Below are 25,332 nucleotides of genomic sequence, written 5' to 3'. Positions count from 1 at the left end.
ATATGAAAATTAAGATTAAAATTTTTCATATATCGATGCTTATAGTGGTTCTAAGTAATGCTTTTAATGGAAGTGTATGTGCTCAAGAAGATTATGAAGAACTCAATAAGCAGGCCTACAATTTGTATCACAATGAAAAGAATTACGCTGAAGCCAAAAAGCTTTATCTAAAATGTATTGAGCTTTATAAAAGTGAGGGTAAATTAAAAGATGCTATACTAGATAGCTACAATGCCTATAGGTCATCAACAGCTAATATGGACCCATTAGATGAGGCTAAGAACATATTGTTAGATGCACTACAATTCATTGATGACGATAATAAAAATTCGCGAGAAGTTGCCACTTTGTACTCAGGATTAGGTGTCGTATATAACAGAATATATCAATATGAAAATTCGCAATATTATTTAAATAAAAGTATACAAATTTTTAAAGCAATAGAAGTCTGTCCCTTTGAACGTTTCTATTATGACGTTTTAGTTTACAGAGGGATTAATCAAATAGAACTTTATAATTATGAAGAAGCTAAAGTTGCTCTAAAAGAGGCTTTAAATTTTGCTCAGATATATGATTTAGACAAATCACACGTGATGACAAATATTACTAGGCTTTATTCAGAAACTAAAGATTATAGTGGTCTAAATATGTTTTTAAAAGATCATAATAATGCTGTTATTATTGAAAATGCGCCGCTTTTCATTTACTTTGACATTTATAACGACATTATAAAAGCAAATCGTGATCAGGGGAAATTACAAGAGGCGTTAAAGTATCAAAAACAACTTGCTCAACGCATAAATGCTTCATCTTATAAAATACATTTCTCTGAGCGATATACTGCTATGGGTTTTGCGGCTATATACCAAGACATGGATGAACATAAAAAAGCCATAAATATCCTCAAACAAAATGATGATGCAGAAACAAGAAAATTAAAACCTAGCGAAGCATCCATGTGCGATTTAATGATAGCAGAAAGTTACTTAGAACTTAATGATTTTTCTAATGCAAGCGACTATCTAAAAAAATCATTCCGTTTTAATTCTGATACATTTTACAGCCAAGATTTAAAATTTAATTTTAAGAAAATGGATGTAAATCTATTAGAAAAATTAGCTGTTCTAGGTGAGTTTTATAAGCGTCAACAAGTCAAAGCGAATAATCAAAAGCTAAGAGAGAAAATAATAAAGGTTTATAAAACAGCGCATAAAGCATTATTAGAATTCAGTCGATCTAGCGATGAAGATCGTTTTATTACTGAGACCAATTATAAGTACATCTATGGCAATCTTTTAGACTCTTATTGGGAACAATGGAATTTAACAAAAACGGAAGCTATTTTCTATGATGCCTTAAATATTACAGATGAGAGTAAACTTGTAGCGATTGCTAGTGAATTAAAATCTGTAAGGCTCGATCAATTATTTAAAGAAAATATAGATGTCGAAATTCTAGAAAAAGAAATAAAACTTACCGCCGAAATAGATTCTTTAAAACGTTTAATCGACTTATCTGATTCTAAAAAAACTTCAGAAATACTAAAAAGCAGACAAAAAGAATTTCAAGTATTTAAAGATAAATTAGAAGCAGAGCAACCTAAATACTTTTTACATAAATATGGTGAAGAATTTTCTGTTAAAGACAAGATTAATAAACTTCATAAGAACCATAATATTATAGAATATTTTGTAGGTGACAGTACTATATTTGTTTTTAAAGCCTATAAAGACCAACTTATATTCGATAAGCTTCCTTTATCAAAAATCTTAAAAAAGAATATTAGTAAATTCATTTTAAATGTTGGTAGCTATACTAATGATAATTACAAAACTGAAGGCAGGTTTATTTATGAAAAGTTATTCAAAAAGTATCTCATAACTGAATCTAAAAATATCATCGTTTTAGATGATTTACTACAAAAAATCCCTGTAGAAGCTTTGTGGACTAGTAATGACGACACATCAGGTCAATTTTTGATTAATACTTTTGATATACTACGAAGCAATTCAATTAAGCAAGAGAATGAGCATCTTATAAAGCATAGCAATAAACAACAAAGTTTAATCTTTGCACCTTTTGTAAATTCCGGGAATTCTATAAATGGTAAATTACCGAGTAGTTTAAAAGAAGTTGAGTATATATCTAGCCTATTCAAATCTGTCATTTATATCGATGATGAAGCCAGTAAATCTAAATTTACAAGTACAATATCCAAACAAAAATTAGTACACCTTGCAACACACTCTGAAGTGAATAGCGAAGTGCCGTCTCATAGTAAAATCTATTTTTATTCTTCTGAGAATAACTTACCAGAAGATACTTATCTCACTTTAGAAGAACTTTATAAATTATCTTTAAATGCTCATTTAGTCACCTTAAGTTCTTGTGAAACAGGGATTGGAAAAGAGTTAAAAGGGCGAGGAGTTATGAGTTTTTCAAATGCTTTGACTTTTGCAGGTGCAAAAAGTACTGTTATGTCTTTGTGGAAAGTGCCAGATGAGAATTCGAGTAGAATAATGATGTCATTTTACGAAAGCCTATATCAGGGTTTAGATAAGGACAAAGCTTTAAAAGCAGCAAAATTAAATTATTTAAATACCACAGAAGATAATGATTTAGCACATCCCTACTATTGGGCTGGTTTTGTACTGTCAGGAGATACAGAACCCATTATAAATAATTCATTAAATTACCTATGGTATGTAACCTTCGCGGTTTTATTTGCTATAATTTTAATGATATTATTGAAGCGCTTTAAAAAGCTTTGAGCGTTTAATCTTTTTAAAACTACTTTTTAGATCATTTAATTTTTTTAAGCAATCTGAAGCTTTTTCATTGTTTCCGGATTTTAAATATCCTAAGCATAAGTACCACAAGTTTTTATCCTTCCATTTGTCAGTTTTTGCACTGTTTGCCTCTAATAGCTTAATAGCTTCATTAAGATTGGTGTCTTGTTGTAGTAAGATATTAGCTTTATAAAAGTTTAAAATAGGTTTGTTGATTTGTTGAGTCAGTAATAGAGAATCAAAGATTTTTAAGGATTTATCATAGTCCTTAGATTCGTAATAATAAAAAGCGCGCTCTTCCATTGTCTTCGGTAAATTACCACGAGAAATCGGTGCCACAATATTATTATAAGGTTCAAAATTATCGGCAAATAAATCTTCAGAGTTGTCATTATTATTAAAGAATACAGCAGTTAAAGTGAGACCTAAAAGAACAACAATGCTCGCAGCCACTTTAATATATGGTCTTGAGAGTGAGGTCTCTTTTTCTAAATCTTCTAAATACGCTTTTCCTTTATTGTACTCTGATTTAGCAATAACTTTTTTTAAAGACTTATTTTCCATTGTTTATTTTTTCTTTCAATGTTTTTAAACATCTCGATTTCTGACTTTTAACAACATCTTTAGAACTATACTTTAACAATTTTGTAATTTCTTCAATGCTATATCCTTTATAATAGAATAAGGTTAAAACAGCTTTGCATTTTTCACCTAATTGTTCAAAAGCATGGTTAAGCTTTAGTTCTTTTGAATTGATTTCTTCCTTAAATAGAATTTCAAAACCTTCAGGCAATTCCGCTAACTTTAAGTCTTTAGTTTCTACGGGCACCATTCTTTTTTTAGCTCTTAAAAAATCAAAAATCATATACTTACCGATGCTAAATAAATAGGTTTTTAAACTACTTTTTAATTCAACTAATCTACCTGTAGCGACATTTTCTCTTAGTGCCAAAATACTGTCTTGATAAATATCTAGAGCATCATTTTTATTGAGGCCATATGTTTTAGCAAAGGCAATAAAGGCATCTTTATTATTGAGATAAACAGATTTTAAAACTGAAGTATCACCAGTCTTTAAACCTTTTAAAATCAATGCATCTGTCATATTAATGTCAATCTATCATAATTGTAAACAAAAAAACAAAAATTGATGTTTACTTTTTTAAGATTATTACATCAAGTGTTTGTAATCAAAAGTAAAACTATGAAATCACTAGCATTAAGCATACTATTTTTTTCTGTTTTTATAACAGGTAAAAGTAATTTTGAAAATGTAATACCTAAGACATACAATTTTGATCAAAAAATTACAATGACGGCAAAATCTTCTGATGAAGATGCTGTAGATATTGATTATTTCTTTAGTAGTAAAGATGATTCTATCCTTTGTATGCGTATGAATGCAGATCTAGAAATGGGTTCTAGCGAATCCATTTACATTGTTTTTGAGAATGACAAGATAGAAATGCTAATGAATGCTGCAGGTATGAAAATGAGAAAAACTATAACTAAAGAAGAATTCAGTGCATTTAGTAATTTAGATGAAATACCAGAACAGTCAGAGATTACAAAAACTGGAAATTCTAAAATTATATTAGGATACACCTGTAATGCGTATAAAACAACTACAGAAAGCGGTTCTGTTACTGCTTGGGTCTGCCCAAATTTCCCGATAGATAGAGCGTTTGTGCCAATGTTAGGTATGCGAAAAAACAATCCTTTTGATGGTTTTGTTATGGAATTACATACTACCGCATCAACTGAAAAAGCAAATCTCAAAATAACAAACGTTGATCTTAATGCGACACTCGTGTTAGATACTTCGACGTATAAAGATTTTAAATTTTAATTAAATAATAACACCAATGAAATCAATATTTATCACAGTGATTTTAGTCACAACATTATGTGTTACTGCGCAAACAAAAGATGTGTATATCGAGGTCACATTTAAGTCTGGCATTTTTGCAGGCACACATAAATTCACACCAGAAAAAGGAAATTGTATGAGCCAAGTAAATATCAAATATTTTGAAGGTGAAAGTAATTTGAATGCATCAAAACTTGTTGCAGATAATGATTTTCAAATTCATTATATCTCAAGAACATTCTCAGGTGAAGCGACTAAAGGAAAACACAATGCTAAATCATCAACGACAGGATGTGGAAGTTTAAATTTTATTGATTTAAAGAATGACAAACCATATAAACGCGTGGATGGAGACTTTACGGGATGCAACGAAATGATAATTAAAGAAGTTACTAACTGGAAACAAGGTATCGTTAAAAAACGACGTGTTATTACGGGAAGCTTTACTGATACCGTTGAATTTGAATTTACCTTGGATGATGGAAGTAAAAAGAAAGAAACTGCCGAAGTCACTATAAAATTTAAGGCTAACGAATCTAGAATGGATTAACCAAATAGAAATAATTACATATTAACCAAAAAACAATATCTCATGAAATCACACCTACTTTTTGCCTTTCTTTTTTTAGGAAGCCTTGCTTATGCACAGTATAATTTTGAACAAATAGATATTTGGTCTGGAAGTAATGGTGGTACAGCAAAATACTTAACTGAATTTAATGGGGAACTATATTTTCAGGCTTTTGATCTTACACCTTCATTTAAAAAATTATACAAAACGGATGGTACACAGTCTGGGACAGTCCAAGTGGCACCAAATTTAAATGGTGGTGCAGGTTATTCGCCAGAATCTTTAACAGTATTCAATGGAGATTTAATTTTCACAGCATTTGTATCTGGTTTAGGTACAGAGCTCTATAAAACAGATGGTACAGAAGGAGGTACTATATTATTAAAAGATATTAGACCAGGAAGTTCTAGCGGAATGGACTTTAATACAAATAACGACCTAGAGCTTTTTGTAGAATTTAGCAATGAATTATATTTCAGAGGGCGGACAAATTCCTCAATAGAATTATGGAAAACAGATGGTACAGAGGCAGGAACCATTACGGTTAAGAATTTTGAGGATGCTCAAACAGGCTCACCTGATTTTATAAGCAATAATGGTAAATCATATTTAGGAGTAGTGTTTAATAATGAATTATACTTTACAGTAAATCGATCAAGCACTTTTGAATTATGGAAAACAGATGGCACAACTGCTGGTACAGTTCTAGTTAGAGGAAGTTTTACTGATCCAATTTCAAACTTAATAGTATTTGATAATCAGTTATTTTTTACGGCTACAGAGAGTGCTACAGGTAATGAAATCTGGACCACTGATGGGACTTTTTCTGGTACGCAAATTAAATATGATATTTTTCCAAATGATTTAAATCCATTTTTTGGTTTGGGTAGTGGCTCTAATGATTTTTTCATTTTTAATAATGAAATGTTTTTCTCAGCACGTAGTTACGATGCAGTTTCTAATACTATAATAGGAGATGAGCTATGGAAAACCGATGGCACAGTAGCTAATTTAGTAAAAAATATTAATACAACAGTTCCAAGTAGTGTTGAAGGTAGTGGCTTAAACTTACCAAAGTTTACCACATTTAATAATGAACTGTACTTTACAGCTAATGATGGCGCAAATGGTGAATTTGGTCTTTGGAAGACAGATGGTACAGAAGCAGGTACAATAGAGATTGTTTCTGTAACAGACACAGGAGAATCGTTTCAATTTACTAGAGCAATAGAATACAATGGAAACCTGTTTTATTTTAATTTCCAACAACTTTGGGTTACTGATGGCACACCATCTGGAACAGAAATTTTGACTGATATAAATGGTGTAAATAGTAGTATTTTATTAGTACAGTCTGGTTCACTGATACAATTTAATAATCAACTTTGGCTTGAAGGTTTTAGTTCTGCTAACGGAAGTGAGCTAACCAGTTTAACAGATACAACACTTTCTTTGAACGAATTAGAGAACTCAATAGAACTAAACATCTACCCTAACCCGACAAAGGATATACTGAAAATTGCTAGTAATACCGTAATTACTAAGGTTGAGATTTATAATTATTTAGGACAGAAATTAGGAATGGTAGATAGATCAAATATTGATGTCACTAACTTTCCTGTAGGTCAATATATTCTCAAAATACATACTAATGAAACAATTCAAAGTAAAAGATTTATAAAATATTAATTACAGCATAGAGTACTTATGTTTAAGAACGAAGCCTATTTCTATAAAACATAATCACTAGGATAATAATTAGTGCTATTATAAACCATATTAAGTAACTATTGTTTAAACCAGAAGAAGTAATAGCATTATTATTACCATTTATTATAAAGCCTGCCCAATAAAAAGGTGCTTATAATAAAGTATCATCTGTAGTTTTTAGATATTTGAGTTTGGCTAATTGTAAGTCTTTTGCTTTATTGCTTTTGGTTCATCATCTACTATGACTGCTTTTAACATAATTAAAATTCTACACTTTCAAAGATATACATATATAGGTATGCTTATATCTTTTATGTATATCATGTAAGTTTTTATGTGTAATAAGTTACAAATAGGTATTTAAGAATGTACTTATCCATTTATACATATTTTCTCACCAATTATACATTATGCTCATTGAACGAAATGGATTTTAATGATATTTAAGCTAACGACCAATTATAAGTTCAGAAGAAAGTAGGGATTCTTTCTGATAGGTTAAATATAATTAACAAGTGAATTTGAGGTTGGATTAAAATTTTCAATTTTATTTAAGTGTTAATTTGTTACAAAGCAATTAAGGGTTGCTTTTTCATTACTTAGTTATTAGGGAAAAAAAGAGTGTTATTTTTAAAGCGCTCTTTTTTGTTTTATGATTTAAATTAAATTCAACCACCTATAAACACAGCTACTAGTAATACTTTTAACACGATAAAACTTACAAATAAAAAATCAACCTTTACTTGTAAGCAATTGATATTCAGTATTATAAAGTATTTTTTATTAAAACGTTAGGTTTTATAGGCGATACCTTAGTTTGTTAAAAACTTGTTGACAACGTTTATCCGAATGCCTTTTAATTTTAAGTACAATTATCAATCTTTGTTAAGGCCAAAGTAAAAAACAGAAATTAGTAGCGGTTTTTAGCCTTTTTATAAAAATCTCTGTTTTTGAAATTTTCAAGCCTTTTTTATTCCTCTAATAGGAAAAAATTAACACAAAAATACAGCATTTGCTAACTGAATTTGGGGTAATGATACTATTATTCCGCAGAATTTTTAGCCTCAAAATTTAAGACAAACTATGGAAACGACACAACTAGAGATTACCGAGATTATAAAAAGAGACTATGAAACAAGTCCATTTGTTTTAAATAAAATTTCTAATGCTATTGAAAAAGCAATGATGTCTGTTGGAAATGGTACAAAAGCAGATGCAAATACAATTGCAGTAAGCGTATTCCATGAGTTATTAAATAGAAGAGCCAAAGATTACAGATATGTGCCAACTGTAGAGGAAGTTCAAGATTTGGTAGAGCTTAAACTGATGGACAGCCAATTTTTAGATGTTGCCAAAGCATATATCTTATATAGAGATGAGCAAGCCAGAAGTAGGAAAACCAATATTTTTGAAAAGCGTATTAATCTAAAACCTTATGAGTATCCTGCACTTAACGAATATGTGGATGCCATTAGACATTCGTATTGGATTCATTCTGAGTTTAATTTCACAAGTGACATTCAAGATTTTAAAACCAGACTAACAATTGTAGAGCAAAATGCCATTAAAAACACAATGTTAGCTATTTCGCAAATTGAGGTTGCTGTAAAATCATTTTGGGGAGACATTTATAGTAAAATGCCTAAACCAGAGATAGGATCAGTAGGAGCGACATTTGCAGAAAGTGAAGTGCGTCATCACGATGCATATTCACATCTATTAGAAATCCTTGGTCTTAATAATGAATTTAAGAGATTAAAGAAAAATCCTGTAATAATGAGACGTGTTCATTATTTAGAAACGGCTTTAAAAAATGCAAAAAGTGATGATAACAAAGAATATGCAGAATCTATTTTGTTATTCTCACTCTTCATTGAGCATGTGTCTTTATTTTCTCAATTCTTAATTATAATGGCGTTTAACAAGCACAAGAATATGCTTAAAGGTATTTCTAATGTTGTTGAAGCTACATCTAAAGAAGAACAGATTCATGGCGATTTTGGAATAGATATTATCAGAATAATAAAAGATGAAAACCCAACATGGTTTGGTGAAGAGCACAATACAATAGTAAAAGTAATGTGTGAAGAAGCTTTCGAATCTGAAAGCAGAATCATTGACTGGATTTTTGAGGCAGGTGAGCTAGACTTCCTTCCGAAAAACGTGATTAATGAATTTATAAAACAAAGATTTAATAATTCCCTTGAAAGTATCGGCATAGATAAAGTATTTGATGTCGATGATAGTTTACTAGAGCAAACCGAATGGTTTGATGATGAAATCATTGGCACTAAACACGGTGATTTCTTTGTAAAACGCTCTATAAATTACAGCAAACGAACTAAAAGTATAACTAGCGACGACTTATTTTAAACCATGAACGACAACACTAACTTAGACCTTGAAAACAAAGTAGCAAACCCTCAAACTACAAAAACTTCACCTCACGATGAATTAATTAAAGCCAGAAAAGAAGCCATTAAAGAGGCCAATACCGAACCAGAAATAAAGTGGTTAACAGACCATAGTCGCAAATTTTTAGCATCTGGTTACTTAACTGAAGGTACAACACCAGAAGCAAGAATTAGAGAAATAGCCAATAATGCAGAGAAAATACTAGGTATGCCTGGTTTTGCAGATAAGTTCTATGGCTACATGGCAGAAGGTTTTTATTCATTAGCATCGCCAGTGTGGTCTAACTTTGGGAAAAAGCGTGGTTTACCTATTAGTTGTTTCGGTTCACACATTTCTGACGATATGGGTGATATTCTCTACACACAGTCGGAAGTTGGAATGATGTCTAAATTAGGAGGAGGTACTTCTGGTTACTTTGGTAAATTACGTCATAGAGGTGCACCAGTTAAAAATAATGGCGAATCTTCAGGAGCTGTACACATTATGCAATTGTTTGAAAAAATGGTTGATGTAGTAAGTCAAGGGTCTGTAAGACGAGGTCGTTTTTCCCCATACCTACCAATAGAACATAATGATATAAACGAATTTTTAGAAATCGGTACAGAAGGTAATCCAATACAAGAGTTAACACATGGAGTTACTGTTGGCAATGAGTGGATGCAAGAAATGATCGATGGTGATACTGAAAAAAGAGCAATTTGGGCAAAAGTTTTACAGCGAAGAGGTGAAATAGGATATCCTTACATCTTCTTTAAGGATAATGCTAACAATACTGCACCAGAAGTATATCAAGAAAATAAACATGAGATTTACGCAAGTAACTTGTGTTCTGAGATTATGTTACCAACAAACGACAGATGGTCTTTTGTATGTGTATTGTCTTCAATCAACTTATTACACTATGATAAATGGAAGAATACAGATGCTGTTGAAACTATGATCTATTTCTTAGATGCTGTTTTAGAAGAATTTGTAACAAAGCTTGAGGTTTATAGAGACTCTCCAGATAGAGATGATAGGCAAACGTTTATGTTTATGGAGAAGGCGTATAACTTCGCTAAAGAAAACAGAGCTCTAGGAATGGGAGCTTTAGGATGGCACTCATTATTACAATCTAAAATGTTACCGTTTGATAGTGCTGAAGCATTTAACCTTAATAGTGAAATCTTTAAGACGATTAAAGAAAAGTCGGTTAAAGCGTCAAAAGAATTAGCGGAAAAATTTGGTGAGCCAGAAGTAATGAAAGGTTACGGAAGACGTAATGCAACATTAAATGCTGTGGCACCAACCACATCTTCTGCATTTATCTTAGGCCAAGTATCGCAAGGTATTGAGCCAATCTGGTCTAATAGTTATGTTAAGGATATTGCTAAAATAAAAACGACAATTAAAAATCCGTTCTTAAAAGCATTGCTTAAAGAAAAAGATATGGATACGGTTGACGTTTGGAAGAGCATCCGAGATTATGATGGTTCTGTGCAGCATTTAGAAGGTTTAACAGAACTTGAAAAAGATGTCTTCAAGACTTATTCTGAAATTGACCAAATGACCATTATTTATCAAGCAGCAAACAGACAAAATCACATCGATCAAGGACAGTCATTAAATATTATGGTACATCCAGATATGCCAGTTAAAGATATTAATAAGTTATATGTTACAGCTTGGCAACTTGGTGTAAAGTCATTGTATTACCAACACAGTATGAATGCAGCGCAGAAGTTTAAGCAAAAGAAAGAATGTGCTAGTTGTGAAGGCTAACAAATAAATTCCTGCGGAAGCAGGAATCTCATTCTAAAGATTAAAAAAAGCATCTCAGTCCCGATAGCTATCGGGAGAGATGTTTTTTTAGTTTAATCGATTATTCATCGATCCAGTTTTTAAAGGTCTTTACTTTTTCTCTGCTTACAATAAGATCTTGATCTAGAGGTATATTTAATGTTAGTTTTAGACGCGAATTGCGATAAGTAGAAATATCAACTATTGTATTCTTATGAACTATGAATGTGCGATTTACCCTGTAAAAATCTACTGGATTTATATCTGCCTCTATATTGGTCAACGAGTAATTTACTATATAATTTCTATCGATCGTTCTAAGATAGGTGGTGTTTTGGAAGCTATTAAAACAACAAATTTGTTCTGATTTAATAATCTTAATCTTTTTTCCAATTTTAACTGTAAACGATTCTTTATAATTTATGGGATTATAGTTTGTTAATAGTTTTTTAAACTCTTCTAAATCATTCTCTATTTGATGCACTTTTTGAGCTTTTTCAAGCGCTTCTTTTAATTTTTCTTTATTAACAGGTTTCAGTAAATAAGAAATACTATTGTAATCAAAAGCTTTTATGCTATAATCGCTAAAAGCAGTTACAAATATTATTTTAGATGAGATTTTGACATGATTAAATATTTCAAAACAGAGTCCATCGGAAAGTTGAATGTCTAGAAAAATAATATCTGGAGACTCATTTTTTTGAAACCATGATATAGTGGATTCTATAGCGTTTAACTTCACGAGTACTTCTATTTCATAGTCTTCTAGTAAGCGTTCTAATCGTCTTGCAGCGGATAATTCGTCTTCAATAATAATTGCTGTCATTCTGCTAATTCTAATAAAGGTAATTTAATGGAATAATGTGTCTTATTATTATCAATAATCACTTTTTGATCTGTGAAATATGCGATTCTCATTTTAATATTTTTTATTCCTTTTTTAGAATGTTGAATCGTTTTTAATTTTGGGGTTTTGTTATTTTCAATGACTAGATAGTTGTCTGAAGACGTTATTTTTATATCTATAGGACTAGTTTTATTTATGATATTGTGCTTGACAATATTTTCTAAAACTTGTTGTAAAATTGTTGAAACAATATGCTTTTCTTCTGATTGTTCATCAATTGCGATAGAAAAATTAAAACCAATTTCAAACCTGTCTTTTAATAATTCTAAATAACTCTTTACAAATGCCACTTCTTTTTTAACTAAAACAACATCTTGTTTTTCTTGTTCTAAAAAATAACGATAAATATGTGATAGGTTTTCAGAAAAGCGAATTGCTTTCAAGGGGTTTTCTTCAATTAAACTAGTAAGCACGTTAATATTATTAAACAAAAAATGAGGAGCTAATTGATTTTTTAATTGCTGATAGTTTAATTGTGACTCAAAGGATTGTTGAATTAATTGTTTCTTTTCGTTTTTAGAGTACTGAATTAAGTAGCTTATTTGAATAGAAGCTATAATCATGAAAATAAATGGAACTCTAGCTAATAAATAAGACATTAAATTTCGAATATTCATGGCTCCTTCTCCTAGATTATCATACTTAAAAAAACAGATTAATAAATAGTAAGAGAGAATGATAAAATAATAGCTATAAATAGCTATGGCTCTTTTTTCAACATATTGATAAATAAATCTAAATAGAAAAAATGTGATAATAAAAATAACTATGCTATCTATAAATAGGATATTGTACAAGAATCTTAACCATTCCTTGTAAGGACTAGCTTCACTACTCAAAGCCCAAACAAAAATAATAGTATAAAGCGTTGATACTATAAAATAAAAGAATATAGAATTGGTAAATGGATAGGCTACAGTGCCTAATTTTACTTTTTTACTAGAAGCTATACTCCTAGAAAACAGATAAGTAAGTACGCTCGCTAAAATAGAAGCTGCACCAACTATTTTTACTCTATAGGGGAATAGCAAATTTGAGAATAATTCGTTTAAACCAAAATTAACTACAAAAGTTAAAATAGCAGAAATAAATATCCCTAAATAAATGGCCTTTATTTTGTAAGAAGTTAAAAAACCAATTAAGAAACCTGTAAAAAAGAAACCGAAATAGTCTAATATATTAGTAATTACATTTGTATGAAAATCATCATCCAAAGAAGATAATAGTAATAATGCAATAAGAACTAAAAAACTAGATAGCGCAGATTTTTTTAAACTTTGAAGAATGATCTTTTTCAAGTTAATTTACTTTAATAATTCAGATAACTTCTCGTTAAGTTTTTCTCCTCTTAGATTACGGGCTATTATAATACCATTTTCATCAATCAAAAAATTATCAGGAATTCCATTTATTCCATAAATTAACGATGCTGAATTATCGTGACCTTTTAAATCACTAACTTGATTCCAAGGTAATTTGTCTTTCTCAATTGCTTTTAACCAACTTTCTTTTTTTATGTCTTGAGATACTGCAAAAATCTCAAAACCGTTTGGGTTATATTTTTCAAAGGTTTTTACCAAATTAGGGTTTTCTTTTCTGCAAGGGCCACAATTAGAAGACCAAAATTCTAATAGAACAATTTTATTATTAAAGTCAGAAAGTTTTTCTATTTTTCCATTGGTGTTTTTCATTTCAAAGTCTACATATTTCTCACCAATCTTGGGATCTTTATTCAACTGAATATATTTTGAAATACTTTTCCCATATTCAGAATTTTTATTTTTCAATGAAAACTTCTCAAAAAGTTCTTTAGATTTTTCCTTTCCCCAAGTTGTTGAATAAACCGATAGAATATATGCACTATGAACACTATTTGGGTTCTTGCTTACAAATTCCATATCTTTTATTAGTCGTTCATCTCTTGGAAGTAATTCAGTCTCTTTGCTTAAAACCTGACTTAAATTTTCTTCTTTAGAACCAGTTACAATCGCATTTCTAAAATCCGATTGATTTGCATTAAATGTCATTGGATTGTTTTCTAACCATAAGAAACGGTAATTAGAAAAGTTTTTTGTTCTCAAAACTACTTGTAATGGTGATTTTGATAATTTAGTATTAAAGACGAAAGAATTATTTTCAATTACTACAGAATCGATTAATACTTCTTTATTGTCTAAATAAAGGACTGTTCCATTCTCAATATCATTTGTCGTACCAATTAGTGAAAACTCCTCTTTTGATTTTTCGTTACAGGAAATAACAAGCAATGTTGTTATTCCAAATATTAATTTCTTCATAGATGTTCGTTTTACTTGTTGCCAACAAAAGTGTATTTAATAATCGTTTGAAAAAAAATAAGGTTAGTGAATTGTTGTTTTATCTAAGTGAGTTGTAATTTCTCAACTAAATTCAGATTACTTATTACACCTAATTTTAAAAAGACAAAGATATTTAATTCACTATTTTTTTGTTAAACTGAGTTAAATAGAGTTTCAAGAAGTAATAATGTGAATTCTGAAATAAGTTCAGAAAGATAAAACGATTTTATTAATCTTCAACCAAAGTATCAGTACCCAAATACTTATCATCTTTATTATAATACCAAGCTCTTACTTTTGGCATTTTAATATCATTTATGAGCGCTTCCTCAGAGAGTAATATATATTCACCAGTATCTGGTTTTTCTTTGCCATTTTCATCGGTTTTAAAAAACTGATAGACTTCCATTGCATAGGTTTTTGGATTAAAATAGAAGTACCACACATCACTACCAACAGCTTCATCATAAGTAACTTTTAAGACGAGATAATCTTTGTCTTTAAAAGTTTTCTTTTCAACTTTATCACTGAGATTTGTGCCAGAACCCTTTAGTTTCATTGGTAATCCATATAAATAACTATAATAGTTTTTGTAAAGCATCGCTCTGTTGCAAGACATCTTTTTTTCTTTGGCTTGGGTGCTGTCTATAACTTTACCGTTATAAGCCATTTTACATTTGCCTTTGTTTAAAGTGTATGTTGTAGTCACCGTATCTTTAGTTGCTGTTACACTAAAATATTCTTGAGGCAAATTAATTGAGATATTACTAGTTCGTTTTGGCGAATTAGATGTTGTCATAACCACAGTAAATTTGTCATTAAAACGCTCCCATTTACTATCTTCATCATGATAATTAATAGCTTTTTCTAATATTGCTTTAGCAGACATATTTTGAGCATTAACAGAATATAAGACGCAGCAAAGAAATAAAACAAATATCTTTTTTATCATAACGAGTTTTTATTTGGTGTAGACTAAAAGTAAAGGCTTTTTTTTATATTGAACATACTATCCAACAATAATATTCTCTATATGGCTAATGAAAATATTTTTTAAACTTACTGAATCTAGTTGATATGTGTTTTATCCACAGCTTTATAGCATTGGTTAGGCTATTTAGAATATTAATTAAATAGAAAAAGCACCCAATGCCGAGTTATACGGGAGGATGCTTTTTACTAAATAATATGATAGATTTGTGGATTATTTTGCCTCCATTAAAGCAAAAAACTTATCAATATTTGGCATTAGTATAATACGTGTTCTACGATTTTTAGAACGATTTTCGCGCGAATCGTTTTCTACTAAAGGTTGGTAGCTACTACGACCAGAAGCAATTAATTGCTCAGGGTTTACACTAAACTTGTTTTGTAATTTTCTAACAACAGATGTTGCTCTTAATACACTTAAGTCCCAGTTATCTGCAATTTTATCAGTACTAATAGTTCTAGCATCTGTATGACCTTCTACCATAACATCTATACTTTCTTCAGAATTAATAACATCTGCTAATTTCTGTAGAATGTTATCAGCTTTAGAGCTAATTCTGTAACTACCTGTGTTAAATAACATCTTATCAGAGATAGAAATCATAACTACAGTTTCGTTAATATTTACTGCGATGTCTTCATCTTCATTTAAGTCGGTAGTGTTTATAGTTTTTTCAAGATTATACTGAACAGCTAAATTCATAGAATCTTTTAAATTTTTAGCTTCAGCTAGTTGTGTAGGATCTACGTTTTGTAATGTCGCCAACATTTTACGTTTGCTTTCGTTAGAAATTACTGTTCCGTCAGCATTAACATCTAATTTAATGTCGTTTTCTATTTTTAGACCTTCAACATCTTCATTTAAAGAGTTAATTTTTGTGTTATATACATCAACTCGCTTCTGAATTTTTGCAAATTTATTTTCTAAATCTTCTTTGGCAACTTGAGTTTTAGTGAGTTCGCTTTTTATTTCGCCATTTTCTTGTTCTAAGGCTAAGTACTTCTTTTTAGAAACACAAGAGCTAAATAAAATAGCAGATACTAATAGGATTGAAATTTTTTTCATGGTTTGTTTTTAGTTAATTAAATCAATACAACACATATACGACGAAAGATGATTTTTAGACGTTGAAATACAATATTTTTTTAATTTGTTCCAAAGAAAAAGGCCTTAGGAATTCTCTAAGGCCTTGTCAGGTATACAAAAAGTATAATTTTTTTATTCTTCTTCCTCAATAGTTGGGTCAACAATTAATGTTGCTGGTTCAACTGAACTATCGTGAGCTCTATAGTATTCTTCTAGAAGATTCATTGTAGCCGTTAGGAGATCTTTTGTTTCTAGTAATAGCCCAAAATATAAAGTGGTGTTTTTAGGACTTGATTCTTCAGTACGTGTGCGCTCAACTTGTTTCTGTATTTTTTGTCTAACTAATTCAAAAACTTCAGCTTTTTCGTTGAGTACAGCACCAATTTTTTCAAAAGAACGCGATTCAAAAGCAGTTTGTGTTGTAGAGAATAAAGCTTCCATACGTGCATCTAAATCCTTAAGCTCTTTAATCTGACTGAATTTTAATTTCTTGTGATTATTGTTAACATGCTTATGGCTCGACTTAGAAATATAATCTAAGGATTGTGTCATATCCTGTAAATAACCTAAGATATTGATGTAAAAGTTACTGGCTGATAGACTAGGCTCTTCAAGATTTTTGATGAAGTAGAATATATTATCTCTAAGCTCATCGATTTCATTAGATAGCTTTTCAATATTTTTTCTGTTCTTCTTTAATACTTTTAAATCTTGAACCGCTAAACCATTAATTGCAGAAGTATAAATTCTATTACCACGTTTAACAACATTGGCGATGTTTGAAGCACTTTCTTGGATAACTCCTTGCGTAGAACTACTTTCAGCTTTTTCAAGCTGATCTTCTTCGCGTATTATCTTAGAATTTTTTTGATGTGAAATATAACTACGTATCAACAAAGCAATAGCTAATATTACCAATCCTATGAGTGCATAACCTTCTCCATAATATAATATACAAGACATTATAGCTGCAGCGACAAAAGCACTAAATGCTGTGAAGAACCAACCACCAATGACATTTAAAACTCCGGCAACTCTATAAACAGCACTCTCACTTCCCCAAGCTCTATCAGCTAAGGATGTACCCATGGCAACCATAAAAGTCACATAAGTTGTAGATAGAGGTAATTTCATTGAAGTGGCAATAGATATTAAAACACTGGCTACCATTAAATTTACAGCAGCTCTCACTAAATCAAATGCAGGGGCCTCACTAGCTTTAACAACTACATTAGGTTTAATAAACTGTTTGTTAGACCAGTTTTTATAAGATTCTGGTAACAAGCGATTAATACTATCATTGAGACCTATAGTTAGTCTAACAATATTTCGAGATAAGAAATTTGGTTCAAAACGTTCTTTAACTTCATCTTGTCGCGATAAATCAACAGAGGTTTTAACAACAGCTTTAGCTTTACTAGAAAACCAAAGCGTTAAAACCATAATTAAACCTGCGATAAGCAATAAGTAAGGTTCTGTTTGTACAGGTTCACCTAATGCAGTCATTACATAGTCGGTTGGTAAAGAGCCACTAATAGACCAAGCTTCGTAAGAGTTATATGCAGCTATTGGTACACCAATAAAATTTACCAAATCATTACCTGCAAAAGCTACTGCCAATGCAAATGTGCCAATAACTATAATTACAGTGTAGATGTTAGTTTTAAGGAGATGTATAATTGCATAAGACAATATAGTTAAACCTATAAATCCAATAACCATTAAAGCCAAAGGATCAGATGAAATAAAAGCCTTTATATCTGGACTCATAAAACTGGCATTCTTAATTCCTTTAATTAATATAAAGTATAAGATTGCTGTGGTAGCTAAACCACTAAAAATTGCACCATACCATGATGGCTTTTCCTGAAATTTAAATGATAAAAGTAATCTAGAGACATACTGAATTATAGCTCCAACGGTAAAAGCAACGACGACGGATAGTAGAATACCTAATATAATCTCTATGGCTTTGGAGTCATTAATATATGTAGTTAAATCACTTATGGTCTGACTGCTATCACTATAAATTTTTATTAATGCTACAGCAACAGAAGCTCCCAACAATTCAAAAACAATGGAAACCGTAGTAGATGTAGGTAAACCGAGCGTGTTAAAAAAGTCTAAGAGTAAAATATCGGTGAGCATTACGGCCATAAAAATGACCATAATTTCATTAAACATAAACTCTCCAGGATTAAAGATTCCTTTTCGAGCAACTTCCATCATTCCGCTAGAAGTCATTGCGCCAATTGCAACACCAATACTAGCAACAATCATTATAGTTTTAAAAGAAACAGCTTTAGATCCTATCGCAGAATTTAAAAAATTAACAGCATCATTACTTACACCGACTACTAAATCTGCAACAGCTAAAAAAGCTAAAGCAGCTAGCATATAGACATAAAGGTTCTCCATATAATTGTAAGCTAGTATTGAACACAAATTTCTTCTTTTAATTTGAACGTTATGTTAACTAAAGGTTATGTTCTACACAAGTATAAAAAAAAAAGATGAACTCATATCAGTTGTAGATATTGATAAAATCTAAAATTTACAGTATTGTTATCAAATAGAATTAATTTAAAGTGTTAATAAACAGGTATATAAGGCTCTAGTGTTACGTAAATGTTAAGTAAATGTTGTTAGAATGTAAAAATAATGTTATGTTTGTAATGTAAATATTAATTAGAGCCCAAAACAAAGATGAAAAAGATAATTATATTACTCATAATGCTTAGTGTAAGTTTCTCTTATGCGCAAAAAGAAAGATCATTAAATTTAAATAAAGAAACGAATTTAATTGAAGTTGTTTATTATCATGATAATGGAGAGGTGAGCCAAACAGGTTATTATACAGCTGAGGGTAAATTACACGGAGAATGGTTTAGTTATTGTAACGAAGGAAACAAAATTGTTTCGGCCAAGTATGATAATGGAATTAAAGTAGGTAAATGGTTTTATTGGAGTGGTGATAACTTAAAAGAAGTAGACTATTCTAACAATGCTATTGCAAGTGTAAATGAATGGAAAAATTCAAATACCTCTGTCGCTTCAAATAGATAGAGTAAAATTACATATAAACAAAAAGAGCATCTTATCAATAAGATGCTCTTTTTGTTTGACTAAGTTTTTCTTTAGAATCTTACCCAACCTTGTGTCCAATCGTTAGTGGCATTTACTGCACCAACATAGTTTACTGAAGTAAACCAAGAGTTAATTGTTGAAGGGTCAATTGCGTTCGTTTCATAAGTCCCTCTAAAACCTTCTAGTTCAAAATCATCGGGAATTGCTGTACCTACATTATTAAAAGGATCATTAGAACCATCTAATGTGTAGTTAGAATACGTTGCGTAATCTGCAAGATCTGCAGTTGCACTACCACCATGATCTAAATCAAATGAATTCACATTATCTATAATAGAGTTTCTCACTTCTACTTCTCCATTGTTTAAGTTTATTAAAGTTTGGTCATCATCAACTTCGATACCTTTTCCAGGGAATCCCTTAATAATCATATTGTAAGCTGCTACTTTAGTACCAGCTCTAAATTCAATACCTTTATTTTCACCATCTCCATCTTCAGCTCCTAATAAAGTAATATTAGAAAGCGTTGGATAAGAAAAAGGAATGGCATCTGGTGTAGACGATAAGTTATCAGCTTCGATACCTTTATCACCTTCTAAAGTGGTTTGTTGTGCGACCCAGAATTGACCTCTTCCAACCCAACCGTCTGTCCAGTCAAAGCTATCATCTTGAGCTCCAGTTGAAACGGCATACTTTAAATCTACAGTTCCACCATAAAATTCAATACCATCATCATTACCTAAATAGGTTTGGATATATTCTAATGTTGTACCACTACCAACACCATATAAAGATAAGCCGTTATATTCTGAATCTGCATTAATTCGTCCACCTGTATATTCTAAACGCATGTAACGAATAACACCAGAGTTGTCATTTGGTTCTGAACCACCATAAGTAATATTTGCTACCTCAGCAGTTGCTGTTGCACCTCTATTAATTGGTGCTTTTCCAGAAATAATTAATCCTCCCCAATCTCCAGGATTTGGTGTTGCTTGATTAGATGTTAATACGATTGGTTGATTCGCAGTACCTTCTGCCATTAACTTTGCACCTTGGTTAATAAGAAGGTAAGAATAAATACCTTCTGTAGTTTGACCTGCATATATTCTTGTTCCTGCTTCTATAGTAAGCGTTACACCATCTAATACAGAAACACCACCTACAAGTTCGTAACAGTTGTCAGATGTTAATGTCATATTCTCAGAAATTTCTCCAGATATTTGAATACAGTCTGAACCATTATTTCCTCCTCCAGGATTAATAGTCACATCACCAATACTTTCTTCATTAATAGTACAGGCCTGAAATACGATAACTAAGGTTAGAAATAATCCTTTAATTATGTTTTGAGTAGTTTTCATAGTTTTAATTTTGAGTGTGTGATTTTTCGTTTTTGATTAAAATTTATATGTAAATCCTAGGCTTAAATTTGCACCTAGTTGATATGAACTTACTGTAAGTTTTTGATTGATGTCTTCTTGGTCTTGGTAACGATCTATAGTTGGATTAAGAAGGTTTTTAGCAGATAAGCCAATTTCCCAATGCTCGTTAAACGTATCTTTAAAATTGAAGTTTAAGGTTCCGAAACCTTTCTCAAAAATGTCTCCAACACCATTTCCACCAGCAGAATATATTCTGTCTCCGAAGTAGTTAAAATCTAGAGTAGTTGAGATATTGTGTTTTCCGAATTCTTTTGAAAAATTAATATCTGCGTTGAAGATATAAGGTGATGCACCTTGCAGCTTACGTTCTAAGTTTGTTGGTGCAATTGCAGCATTTAGAACAGTTACTGTTGGGTCAATAACAACTTTGGTATACATTACAGTTGCATTTAATCCAAGCGAAAGATTACTCAATGTACCTTCATCTTCTTCTGATGTAAAAATGTTGTTTAATTGCTGTCTGTATTCTATTTCTCCACCAAATATTTTAGCATTATCAGAGTTTACGAATGAGTTATTGTTGTTTGCAGATGCAATTCTAATTTTTTCAATAGGTTGATCTAAATATTTACCAAATGCAGTTACAGAAAATACTTCTCCATTTCTTGGGAAGAATTCGTACTTAATGTCAAAGTTATAATTGTCCGAATTTTTAAGATCTGGATTACCAATCGTAAATTCGTTTACATCCTCATCTAAGAATGGCGCCGTTTCAGTAAATAATGGTAATGTTACCGTTTTACTTGCTGCTATACGAAGGTTAGTTTTTTCATTAAGTATATACTTTACATCTAGGCTTGGTAGTACAAAAAACTCATCAATAGTTCCAACAGAGTCTTCAATGGTTATAGGATCTTTATAGAATACATTTTGTTCAAAATCTTCAACTCTAAGACCAGTGTTAACTAATAGTTTTTCTGAAACTTTCCATTTGAAAAGTGCAAAACTTGCAAAGGTATTTAAGTCAGCTTCATAAGCATTTTGAGGACGTGTTACTTCAATAACATTGTAAACATCGTTTAATAGATTCTGCTCATTTAAGAATGCATCTGGATTATTTAATTGAACAACCGTATTATTTGCATCGAAAATGTAGTTGATTTGCTTAGCTTCAAAATCACGTTTTTTGTTTCTAGTATTAATGCCAAATGTTAATTTGTTTTTAAAGAGATCGTCTTCATCCTTAGAAAGGTTAATATCAAAAGATACTTTTGTAGAGTAGTCGTCTTCATTTAATTCTTGATAAAAACGTTGATTATCGCTATCATTAGTATTTCTAAAGTTTCCTAAAACAATAGAGCCATCTTGGCGTTCAGAAAAGAATAATTGTCTTCTGTCTGGTACATAGCCTAAAGCTTTGTTATAAGCACCACCATAATTTATTTCATACTTACCTTCCTCAAATTTATGATTACCAGTTATCTGTTGTGTAAATAAATTATTTTGTTGAAATGTTCCACGTCTTACATAGGTGTTTAATTCAGTATTTTCACCAGAAACACCTGTAAACTCTCTTAGTTCATCTTCAGTGTCATTTACAAATAAAGTTGTAGATGTTATGGTATTTTTAGAATTCCATTTATAAGAAGCACTACCTAAAACAGTTGTATTTGTCTTATATCTAAATCTATCGTAATTAAATAAATAAGATCCTTGGTCTAATTCACCTTGTGAATTATAAACCGTTTCAAAGCCGTTTATTGTAGCTTCATGTCCGTTACTGAAAGATGCAGATAAAAGTAAATCTAAATTGCTTGACTCTCCAGTCCTAAAACTATGACCAGCTAAAATGTTAGCATTTATGTTGGGTCCATCTAAACGTTGTTCAGGGTTAAAACCTGTATCAAAAGGGTAATACTCAACATCATTACTATTATAAGTGTAATTAGGAATGTTTAAAAGAGGAGTCGCAAATCTAGAACCATCATCTAAACCGTAAAAGTCATATTTACCACCATCTAGTAAAAAGAAGTCATTTGAGATTGCTGTTGTATTTACACCAGATCCAAAACCAATTTCTAATAATTTTTTCCCAGGCCTGTCCTTTGTATTAATGTCTACACTGGCACCTGCAAAGTCACCATATTGTTCAGACGAATATGCTTTGAAAATACCAAGATTTTCTACAATTTTAGTTGGGAAAATACCTAAATCTAATAATTTTAATTTAGGATTTAATGATGGTATTGGTAGACCGTTTAAATACGCAGTATTGTAGCGATCACCTAATCCTCTAACATAAAGTTTATCACTTTCTTTAGAGATACCTGTTGCTTTAGTTAAACCTGTAGCGACATCGCTAACTCCTTTTTTTGAAAGCTCTACGGCTCCAATTTTAGTTTGTGTTGTGGCTGCCTTTTTCTGTTCTAATAAAATAGCGACTTCACTTTCTTTTTTTCTAGAAACAGTTTCTAGTACAACTTCGTCTAAAGTTGCAGCACTTGCACCCATTATTACATTTACAGTAATAGTCTCACCTGCTACTACATTAACATTAACTTCTTGTGTTTCGTAACCTACAAAACTAAATACTAAAGTGTATGCACCAACTTCTAATTCTTCGAATGTATATAGACCATCAATATCTGAAGTTGTTCCAGTAGATGTCCCTTTTATTACAACATTTGCAAAAGGAAGAGGTTCGTTATTATATTCCTTATCTGTTAACTTACCAGCAATAGTCCCTGTACTTTGGGCGAATGAAAATGCTGTGATAAATAGAATAAATATTAAGTGTAATTTTCTCATCAGTTTTTTAAAATATTACTGGTGCAAAGAAAGTGTGATTCTCTTGTTTGTAGGTTACATAAAAATTAAAGATTTGTAATCAAAAGGTTAGTTTAGTGTTAGCTTAATATTAAGCTAATTGACATTAAGGAGATGATTACTTAACATTGAAATTTCTATTATCTAACTAAGTATTTTATAATCAATTCTATATCAATTTATCTATCTTGCGTATTATAAGATTTTAACTATGCTCTGGGAACAATTACTCTCTTTAAAACGCTTTGGCGACACTAATAAAAGACTAAGAAAAGAACAAGATGAAACCCGTTTGGGCTTTGAGGTTGATTATGATCGCATCATTTTTTCATCAGAGTTTAGAGGTCTTCAAGATAAAACTCAGGTTGTTCCATTATCTAAAACCGATTTTGTACATACACGTTTAACACATAGCTTAGAAGTTAGCGTTGTTGGTCGATCTTTAGGGCGAAAAGTAGGTAAGTTACTTTTAGAAAAACATCCGCATTTAGAAAATATTCACGGTTATAAGATGAACGATTTTGGTGCTATCGTTGCGGCTGCAGCTTTAGCTCATGATATCGGAAACCCACCATTTGGGCATTCTGGAGAAAAATCAATTGGAGCTTATTTTAAAGATGGGGAAGGAAGAGAACTTAAAAACTATTTAACAGATAAACAGTACCAAGATTTATGCGATTTTGAAGGTAACGCTAATGGTTTTAAAATTCTAACTGAAAGCAGAGAAGGAAGAGAAGGAGGATTGCGATTAAGTTATGCTACTTTAGGTGCTTTTATGAAATACCCAAAAGAATCTTTACCTAAAAAGCCAACATTGCATATTGTAGATAAGAAATATGGCTTTTTTCAAAGTGAAAAAGAGATGTTTGCAGATGTAGCTTCAGAATTAGGTTTGACAAAACGAAGTGATGAATATTTGAGTTTTCAGAGACACCCTTTAGCATTCTTAGTAGAAGCTGCTGATGATATTTGTTATACCATTATAGACTTTGAGGATGGTATTAACTTAGGGCTTATTCAAGAAGAATATGCGCTAGAATATTTAATCACACTAGTTAAGAATATCAATAAAGCAAAGTATTCTGAATTAAAGACTACAGAAGATCGTGTAAGCTATTTACGTGCTCTGGCGATAGGTACTCTTATTGACGAAGCTGCTACTATATTTATGGCACACGAAGAAGCTATTTTAGCTGGTAATTTTAAAACCGCTTTATTAGATGTAAGTCTATACAAAGCACAGATTAAAGATATTATCGATATTAGCGTAAATAATGTGTATAAGTCTAAAGAAGTGCTTGATAAAGAAATTTCGGGTTATGAAATTTTGAATAAACTACTTAAAGCCTATGGTAAAATGGCTTTTAATTATTATAGCAGTAATATGTCTTATTACGATAAATTGTTATTTGATGTACTACCTGAAACAGTAAGATTGAGTCAAGATTCTTTATATAATAACCTAATGGCCATATGTCTTTATATCTCAAAATTATCGGATACTAATGCCATGTTATTGCACCAAAAGTTGAAAGGAAATATATAGTGAATTGCATTTCATCGAATAAATTTGTTTTTTACCGATTTTATGTTTTTAT

18 protein-coding genes are annotated in these 25,332 nt (G+C 30.8%); 8 read left to right on the top strand and 10 right to left on the bottom strand.

Features of this window, described 5'->3' with window-relative positions; translation table 11 throughout:
- Positions 1 to 2 precede the first annotated feature (2 nt).
- Positions 3 to 2,771: a CHAT domain-containing protein gene (locus tag WPG_RS05010; protein WP_045470116.1), complete on the top strand. Its 2,769-nt coding sequence runs from the start codon at positions 3 to 5 to the stop codon at positions 2,769 to 2,771.
- On the opposite strand, the gene WPG_RS05005 is transcribed toward WPG_RS05010, so the two are convergent.
- On the bottom strand, positions 2,745 to 3,353 hold the full coding sequence (locus WPG_RS05005) for a hypothetical protein (RefSeq protein ID WP_045470114.1): 609 nt from the start codon (positions 3,351 to 3,353) through the stop codon (positions 2,745 to 2,747). The genes WPG_RS05010 and WPG_RS05005 overlap by 27 nt on opposite strands.
- Positions 3,343 to 3,894 carry an RNA polymerase sigma factor gene (locus tag WPG_RS05000; protein WP_045470113.1) on the bottom strand — a complete coding sequence of 184 codons (552 nt, stop codon included), beginning with the start codon at positions 3,892 to 3,894 and terminating at the stop codon, positions 3,343 to 3,345. The genes WPG_RS05005 and WPG_RS05000 overlap by 11 nt, the downstream gene beginning before the upstream one ends.
- Positions 3,895 to 3,993: 99 nt before the next feature.
- Between WPG_RS05000 and WPG_RS04995 the strand changes: the two genes are divergently transcribed.
- From WPG_RS04995 to WPG_RS04975, 5 genes are all read left to right on the top strand, one after another.
- A complete protein-coding gene (locus WPG_RS04995; RefSeq protein ID WP_171817155.1) occupies positions 3,994 to 4,638 on the top strand; it encodes a DUF4412 domain-containing protein in 645 nt (214 codons plus the stop codon).
- 16 nt (positions 4,639 to 4,654) lie between these two features.
- Entirely contained in the window at positions 4,655 to 5,209 is a 555-nt protein-coding gene (locus WPG_RS04990; protein WP_045470109.1) for a hypothetical protein, read from the top strand.
- A 42-nt stretch (positions 5,210 to 5,251) separates the two neighbouring features.
- A complete protein-coding gene (locus WPG_RS04985) occupies positions 5,252 to 6,919 on the top strand; it encodes a T9SS type A sorting domain-containing protein (protein ID WP_045470107.1) in 1,668 nt (555 codons plus the stop codon).
- A gap of 1,104 nt (positions 6,920 to 8,023) precedes the next feature.
- On the top strand, positions 8,024 to 9,313 hold the full coding sequence (locus tag WPG_RS04980; RefSeq protein WP_045470105.1) for a ribonucleotide-diphosphate reductase subunit beta: 1,290 nt from the start codon (positions 8,024 to 8,026) through the stop codon (positions 9,311 to 9,313).
- Positions 9,314 to 9,316: 3 nt separating this feature from the next.
- On the top strand, positions 9,317 to 11,116 hold the full coding sequence (locus tag WPG_RS04975; RefSeq protein ID WP_045470103.1) for a ribonucleoside-diphosphate reductase subunit alpha: 1,800 nt from the start codon (positions 9,317 to 9,319) through the stop codon (positions 11,114 to 11,116).
- Positions 11,117 to 11,216: 100 nt separating this feature from the next.
- Here WPG_RS04975 and WPG_RS04970 read toward each other — a convergent pair whose 3' ends face one another.
- The 6 genes from WPG_RS04970 to WPG_RS04945 all read right to left on the bottom strand — a co-directional run bounded on the left by WPG_RS04970 (position 11,217) and on the right by WPG_RS04945 (position 18,854).
- Positions 11,217 to 11,960: a LytR/AlgR family response regulator transcription factor gene (locus WPG_RS04970; protein ID WP_045470101.1), complete on the bottom strand. Its 744-nt coding sequence runs from the start codon at positions 11,958 to 11,960 to the stop codon at positions 11,217 to 11,219.
- The gene (locus tag WPG_RS17255; protein ID WP_052471154.1) at positions 11,957 to 13,339 is read right to left on the bottom strand and encodes a sensor histidine kinase; all 1,383 of its coding nucleotides are present in this window, start codon (positions 13,337 to 13,339) and stop codon (positions 11,957 to 11,959) included. Before WPG_RS17255 ends, WPG_RS04970 begins: the two co-directional genes overlap by 4 nt.
- 6 nt (positions 13,340 to 13,345) lie before the next feature.
- Complete coding sequence (locus WPG_RS04960) at positions 13,346 to 14,338, bottom strand: AhpC/TSA family protein (RefSeq protein WP_045470099.1); 993 nt, start codon at positions 14,336 to 14,338, stop codon at positions 13,346 to 13,348.
- Positions 14,339 to 14,588: 250 nt separating this feature from the next.
- Positions 14,589 to 15,311 (bottom strand): DUF6503 family protein, encoded by a 723-nt coding sequence (locus WPG_RS04955; protein ID WP_045470097.1) that lies wholly within the window; start codon positions 15,309 to 15,311, stop codon positions 14,589 to 14,591.
- Between the two features lie 252 nt (positions 15,312 to 15,563).
- A complete protein-coding gene (locus WPG_RS04950; RefSeq protein WP_045470096.1) occupies positions 15,564 to 16,415 on the bottom strand; it encodes a flagellar motor protein MotB in 852 nt (283 codons plus the stop codon).
- 153 nt (positions 16,416 to 16,568) lie between these two features.
- The gene (locus tag WPG_RS04945) at positions 16,569 to 18,854 is read right to left on the bottom strand and encodes an inorganic phosphate transporter (RefSeq protein ID WP_045470094.1); all 2,286 of its coding nucleotides are present in this window, start codon (positions 18,852 to 18,854) and stop codon (positions 16,569 to 16,571) included.
- Positions 18,855 to 19,142: 288 nt separating this feature from the next.
- Here WPG_RS04945 and WPG_RS04940 point away from each other — a divergent pair, with 288 nt between their 5' ends.
- A complete protein-coding gene (locus WPG_RS04940; RefSeq protein WP_045470092.1) occupies positions 19,143 to 19,502 on the top strand; it encodes a hypothetical protein in 360 nt (119 codons plus the stop codon).
- A 71-nt stretch (positions 19,503 to 19,573) separates the two neighbouring features.
- Here WPG_RS04940 and WPG_RS04935 read toward each other — a convergent pair whose 3' ends face one another.
- Together WPG_RS04935 and WPG_RS04930 are read right to left on the bottom strand one after the other, a co-directional pair.
- On the bottom strand, positions 19,574 to 20,887 hold the full coding sequence (locus tag WPG_RS04935; RefSeq protein WP_052471153.1) for a hypothetical protein: 1,314 nt from the start codon (positions 20,885 to 20,887) through the stop codon (positions 19,574 to 19,576).
- 36 nt (positions 20,888 to 20,923) lie between these two features.
- Complete coding sequence (locus WPG_RS04930; protein WP_045470090.1) at positions 20,924 to 23,716, bottom strand: TonB-dependent receptor; 2,793 nt, start codon at positions 23,714 to 23,716, stop codon at positions 20,924 to 20,926.
- Between the two features lie 229 nt (positions 23,717 to 23,945).
- On the opposite strand from WPG_RS04930, the gene dgt reads away from it, so the two are divergent.
- Complete coding sequence (dgt, locus tag WPG_RS04925; protein WP_045470089.1) at positions 23,946 to 25,280, top strand: dGTP triphosphohydrolase; 1,335 nt, start codon at positions 23,946 to 23,948, stop codon at positions 25,278 to 25,280.
- The last annotated feature ends 52 nt before the right edge of the window (positions 25,281 to 25,332 follow it).

The sequence above is a fragment of the Winogradskyella sp. PG-2 genome (assembly GCF_000828715.1).
In the GTDB taxonomy this organism is placed as follows: domain Bacteria; phylum Bacteroidota; class Bacteroidia; order Flavobacteriales; family Flavobacteriaceae; genus Winogradskyella.
The sequence above is the reverse complement of the archived record's forward strand: the minus strand, read 5'-3'. Positions and strand labels throughout refer to the sequence as shown.

Excerpts from the sequence above, each read along its gene's own strand:
- WPG_RS05010 (WP_045470116.1), top strand. The coding sequence starts at position 3 with ATGAAAATTAAGATTAAAATTTTTCATATATCGATGCTTATAGTGGTT.
- WPG_RS05005 (WP_045470114.1), bottom strand. The coding sequence starts at position 3,353 with ATGGAAAATAAGTCTTTAAAAAAAGTTATTGCTAAATCAGAGTACAAT.
- WPG_RS05000 (WP_045470113.1), bottom strand. The coding sequence starts at position 3,894 with ATGACAGATGCATTGATTTTAAAAGGTTTAAAGACTGGTGATACTTCA.
- WPG_RS04995 (WP_171817155.1), top strand. The coding sequence starts at position 3,994 with ATGAAATCACTAGCATTAAGCATACTATTTTTTTCTGTTTTTATAACA.
- WPG_RS04990 (WP_045470109.1), top strand. The coding sequence starts at position 4,655 with ATGAAATCAATATTTATCACAGTGATTTTAGTCACAACATTATGTGTT.
- WPG_RS04985 (WP_045470107.1), top strand. The coding sequence starts at position 5,252 with ATGAAATCACACCTACTTTTTGCCTTTCTTTTTTTAGGAAGCCTTGCT.
- WPG_RS04980 (WP_045470105.1), top strand. The coding sequence starts at position 8,024 with ATGGAAACGACACAACTAGAGATTACCGAGATTATAAAAAGAGACTAT.
- WPG_RS04975 (WP_045470103.1), top strand. The coding sequence starts at position 9,317 with ATGAACGACAACACTAACTTAGACCTTGAAAACAAAGTAGCAAACCCT.
- WPG_RS04970 (WP_045470101.1), bottom strand. The coding sequence starts at position 11,960 with ATGACAGCAATTATTATTGAAGACGAATTATCCGCTGCAAGACGATTA.
- WPG_RS04960 (WP_045470099.1), bottom strand. The coding sequence starts at position 14,338 with ATGAAGAAATTAATATTTGGAATAACAACATTGCTTGTTATTTCCTGT.
- WPG_RS04955 (WP_045470097.1), bottom strand. The coding sequence starts at position 15,311 with ATGATAAAAAAGATATTTGTTTTATTTCTTTGCTGCGTCTTATATTCT.
- WPG_RS04950 (WP_045470096.1), bottom strand. The coding sequence starts at position 16,415 with ATGAAAAAAATTTCAATCCTATTAGTATCTGCTATTTTATTTAGCTCT.
- WPG_RS04945 (WP_045470094.1), bottom strand. The coding sequence starts at position 18,854 with ATGGAGAACCTTTATGTCTATATGCTAGCTGCTTTAGCTTTTTTAGCT.
- WPG_RS04940 (WP_045470092.1), top strand. The coding sequence starts at position 19,143 with ATGAAAAAGATAATTATATTACTCATAATGCTTAGTGTAAGTTTCTCT.
- WPG_RS04935 (WP_052471153.1), bottom strand. The coding sequence starts at position 20,887 with ATGAAAACTACTCAAAACATAATTAAAGGATTATTTCTAACCTTAGTT.
- WPG_RS04930 (WP_045470090.1), bottom strand. The coding sequence starts at position 23,716 with ATGAGAAAATTACACTTAATATTTATTCTATTTATCACAGCATTTTCA.
- dgt (WP_045470089.1), top strand. The coding sequence starts at position 23,946 with ATGCTCTGGGAACAATTACTCTCTTTAAAACGCTTTGGCGACACTAAT.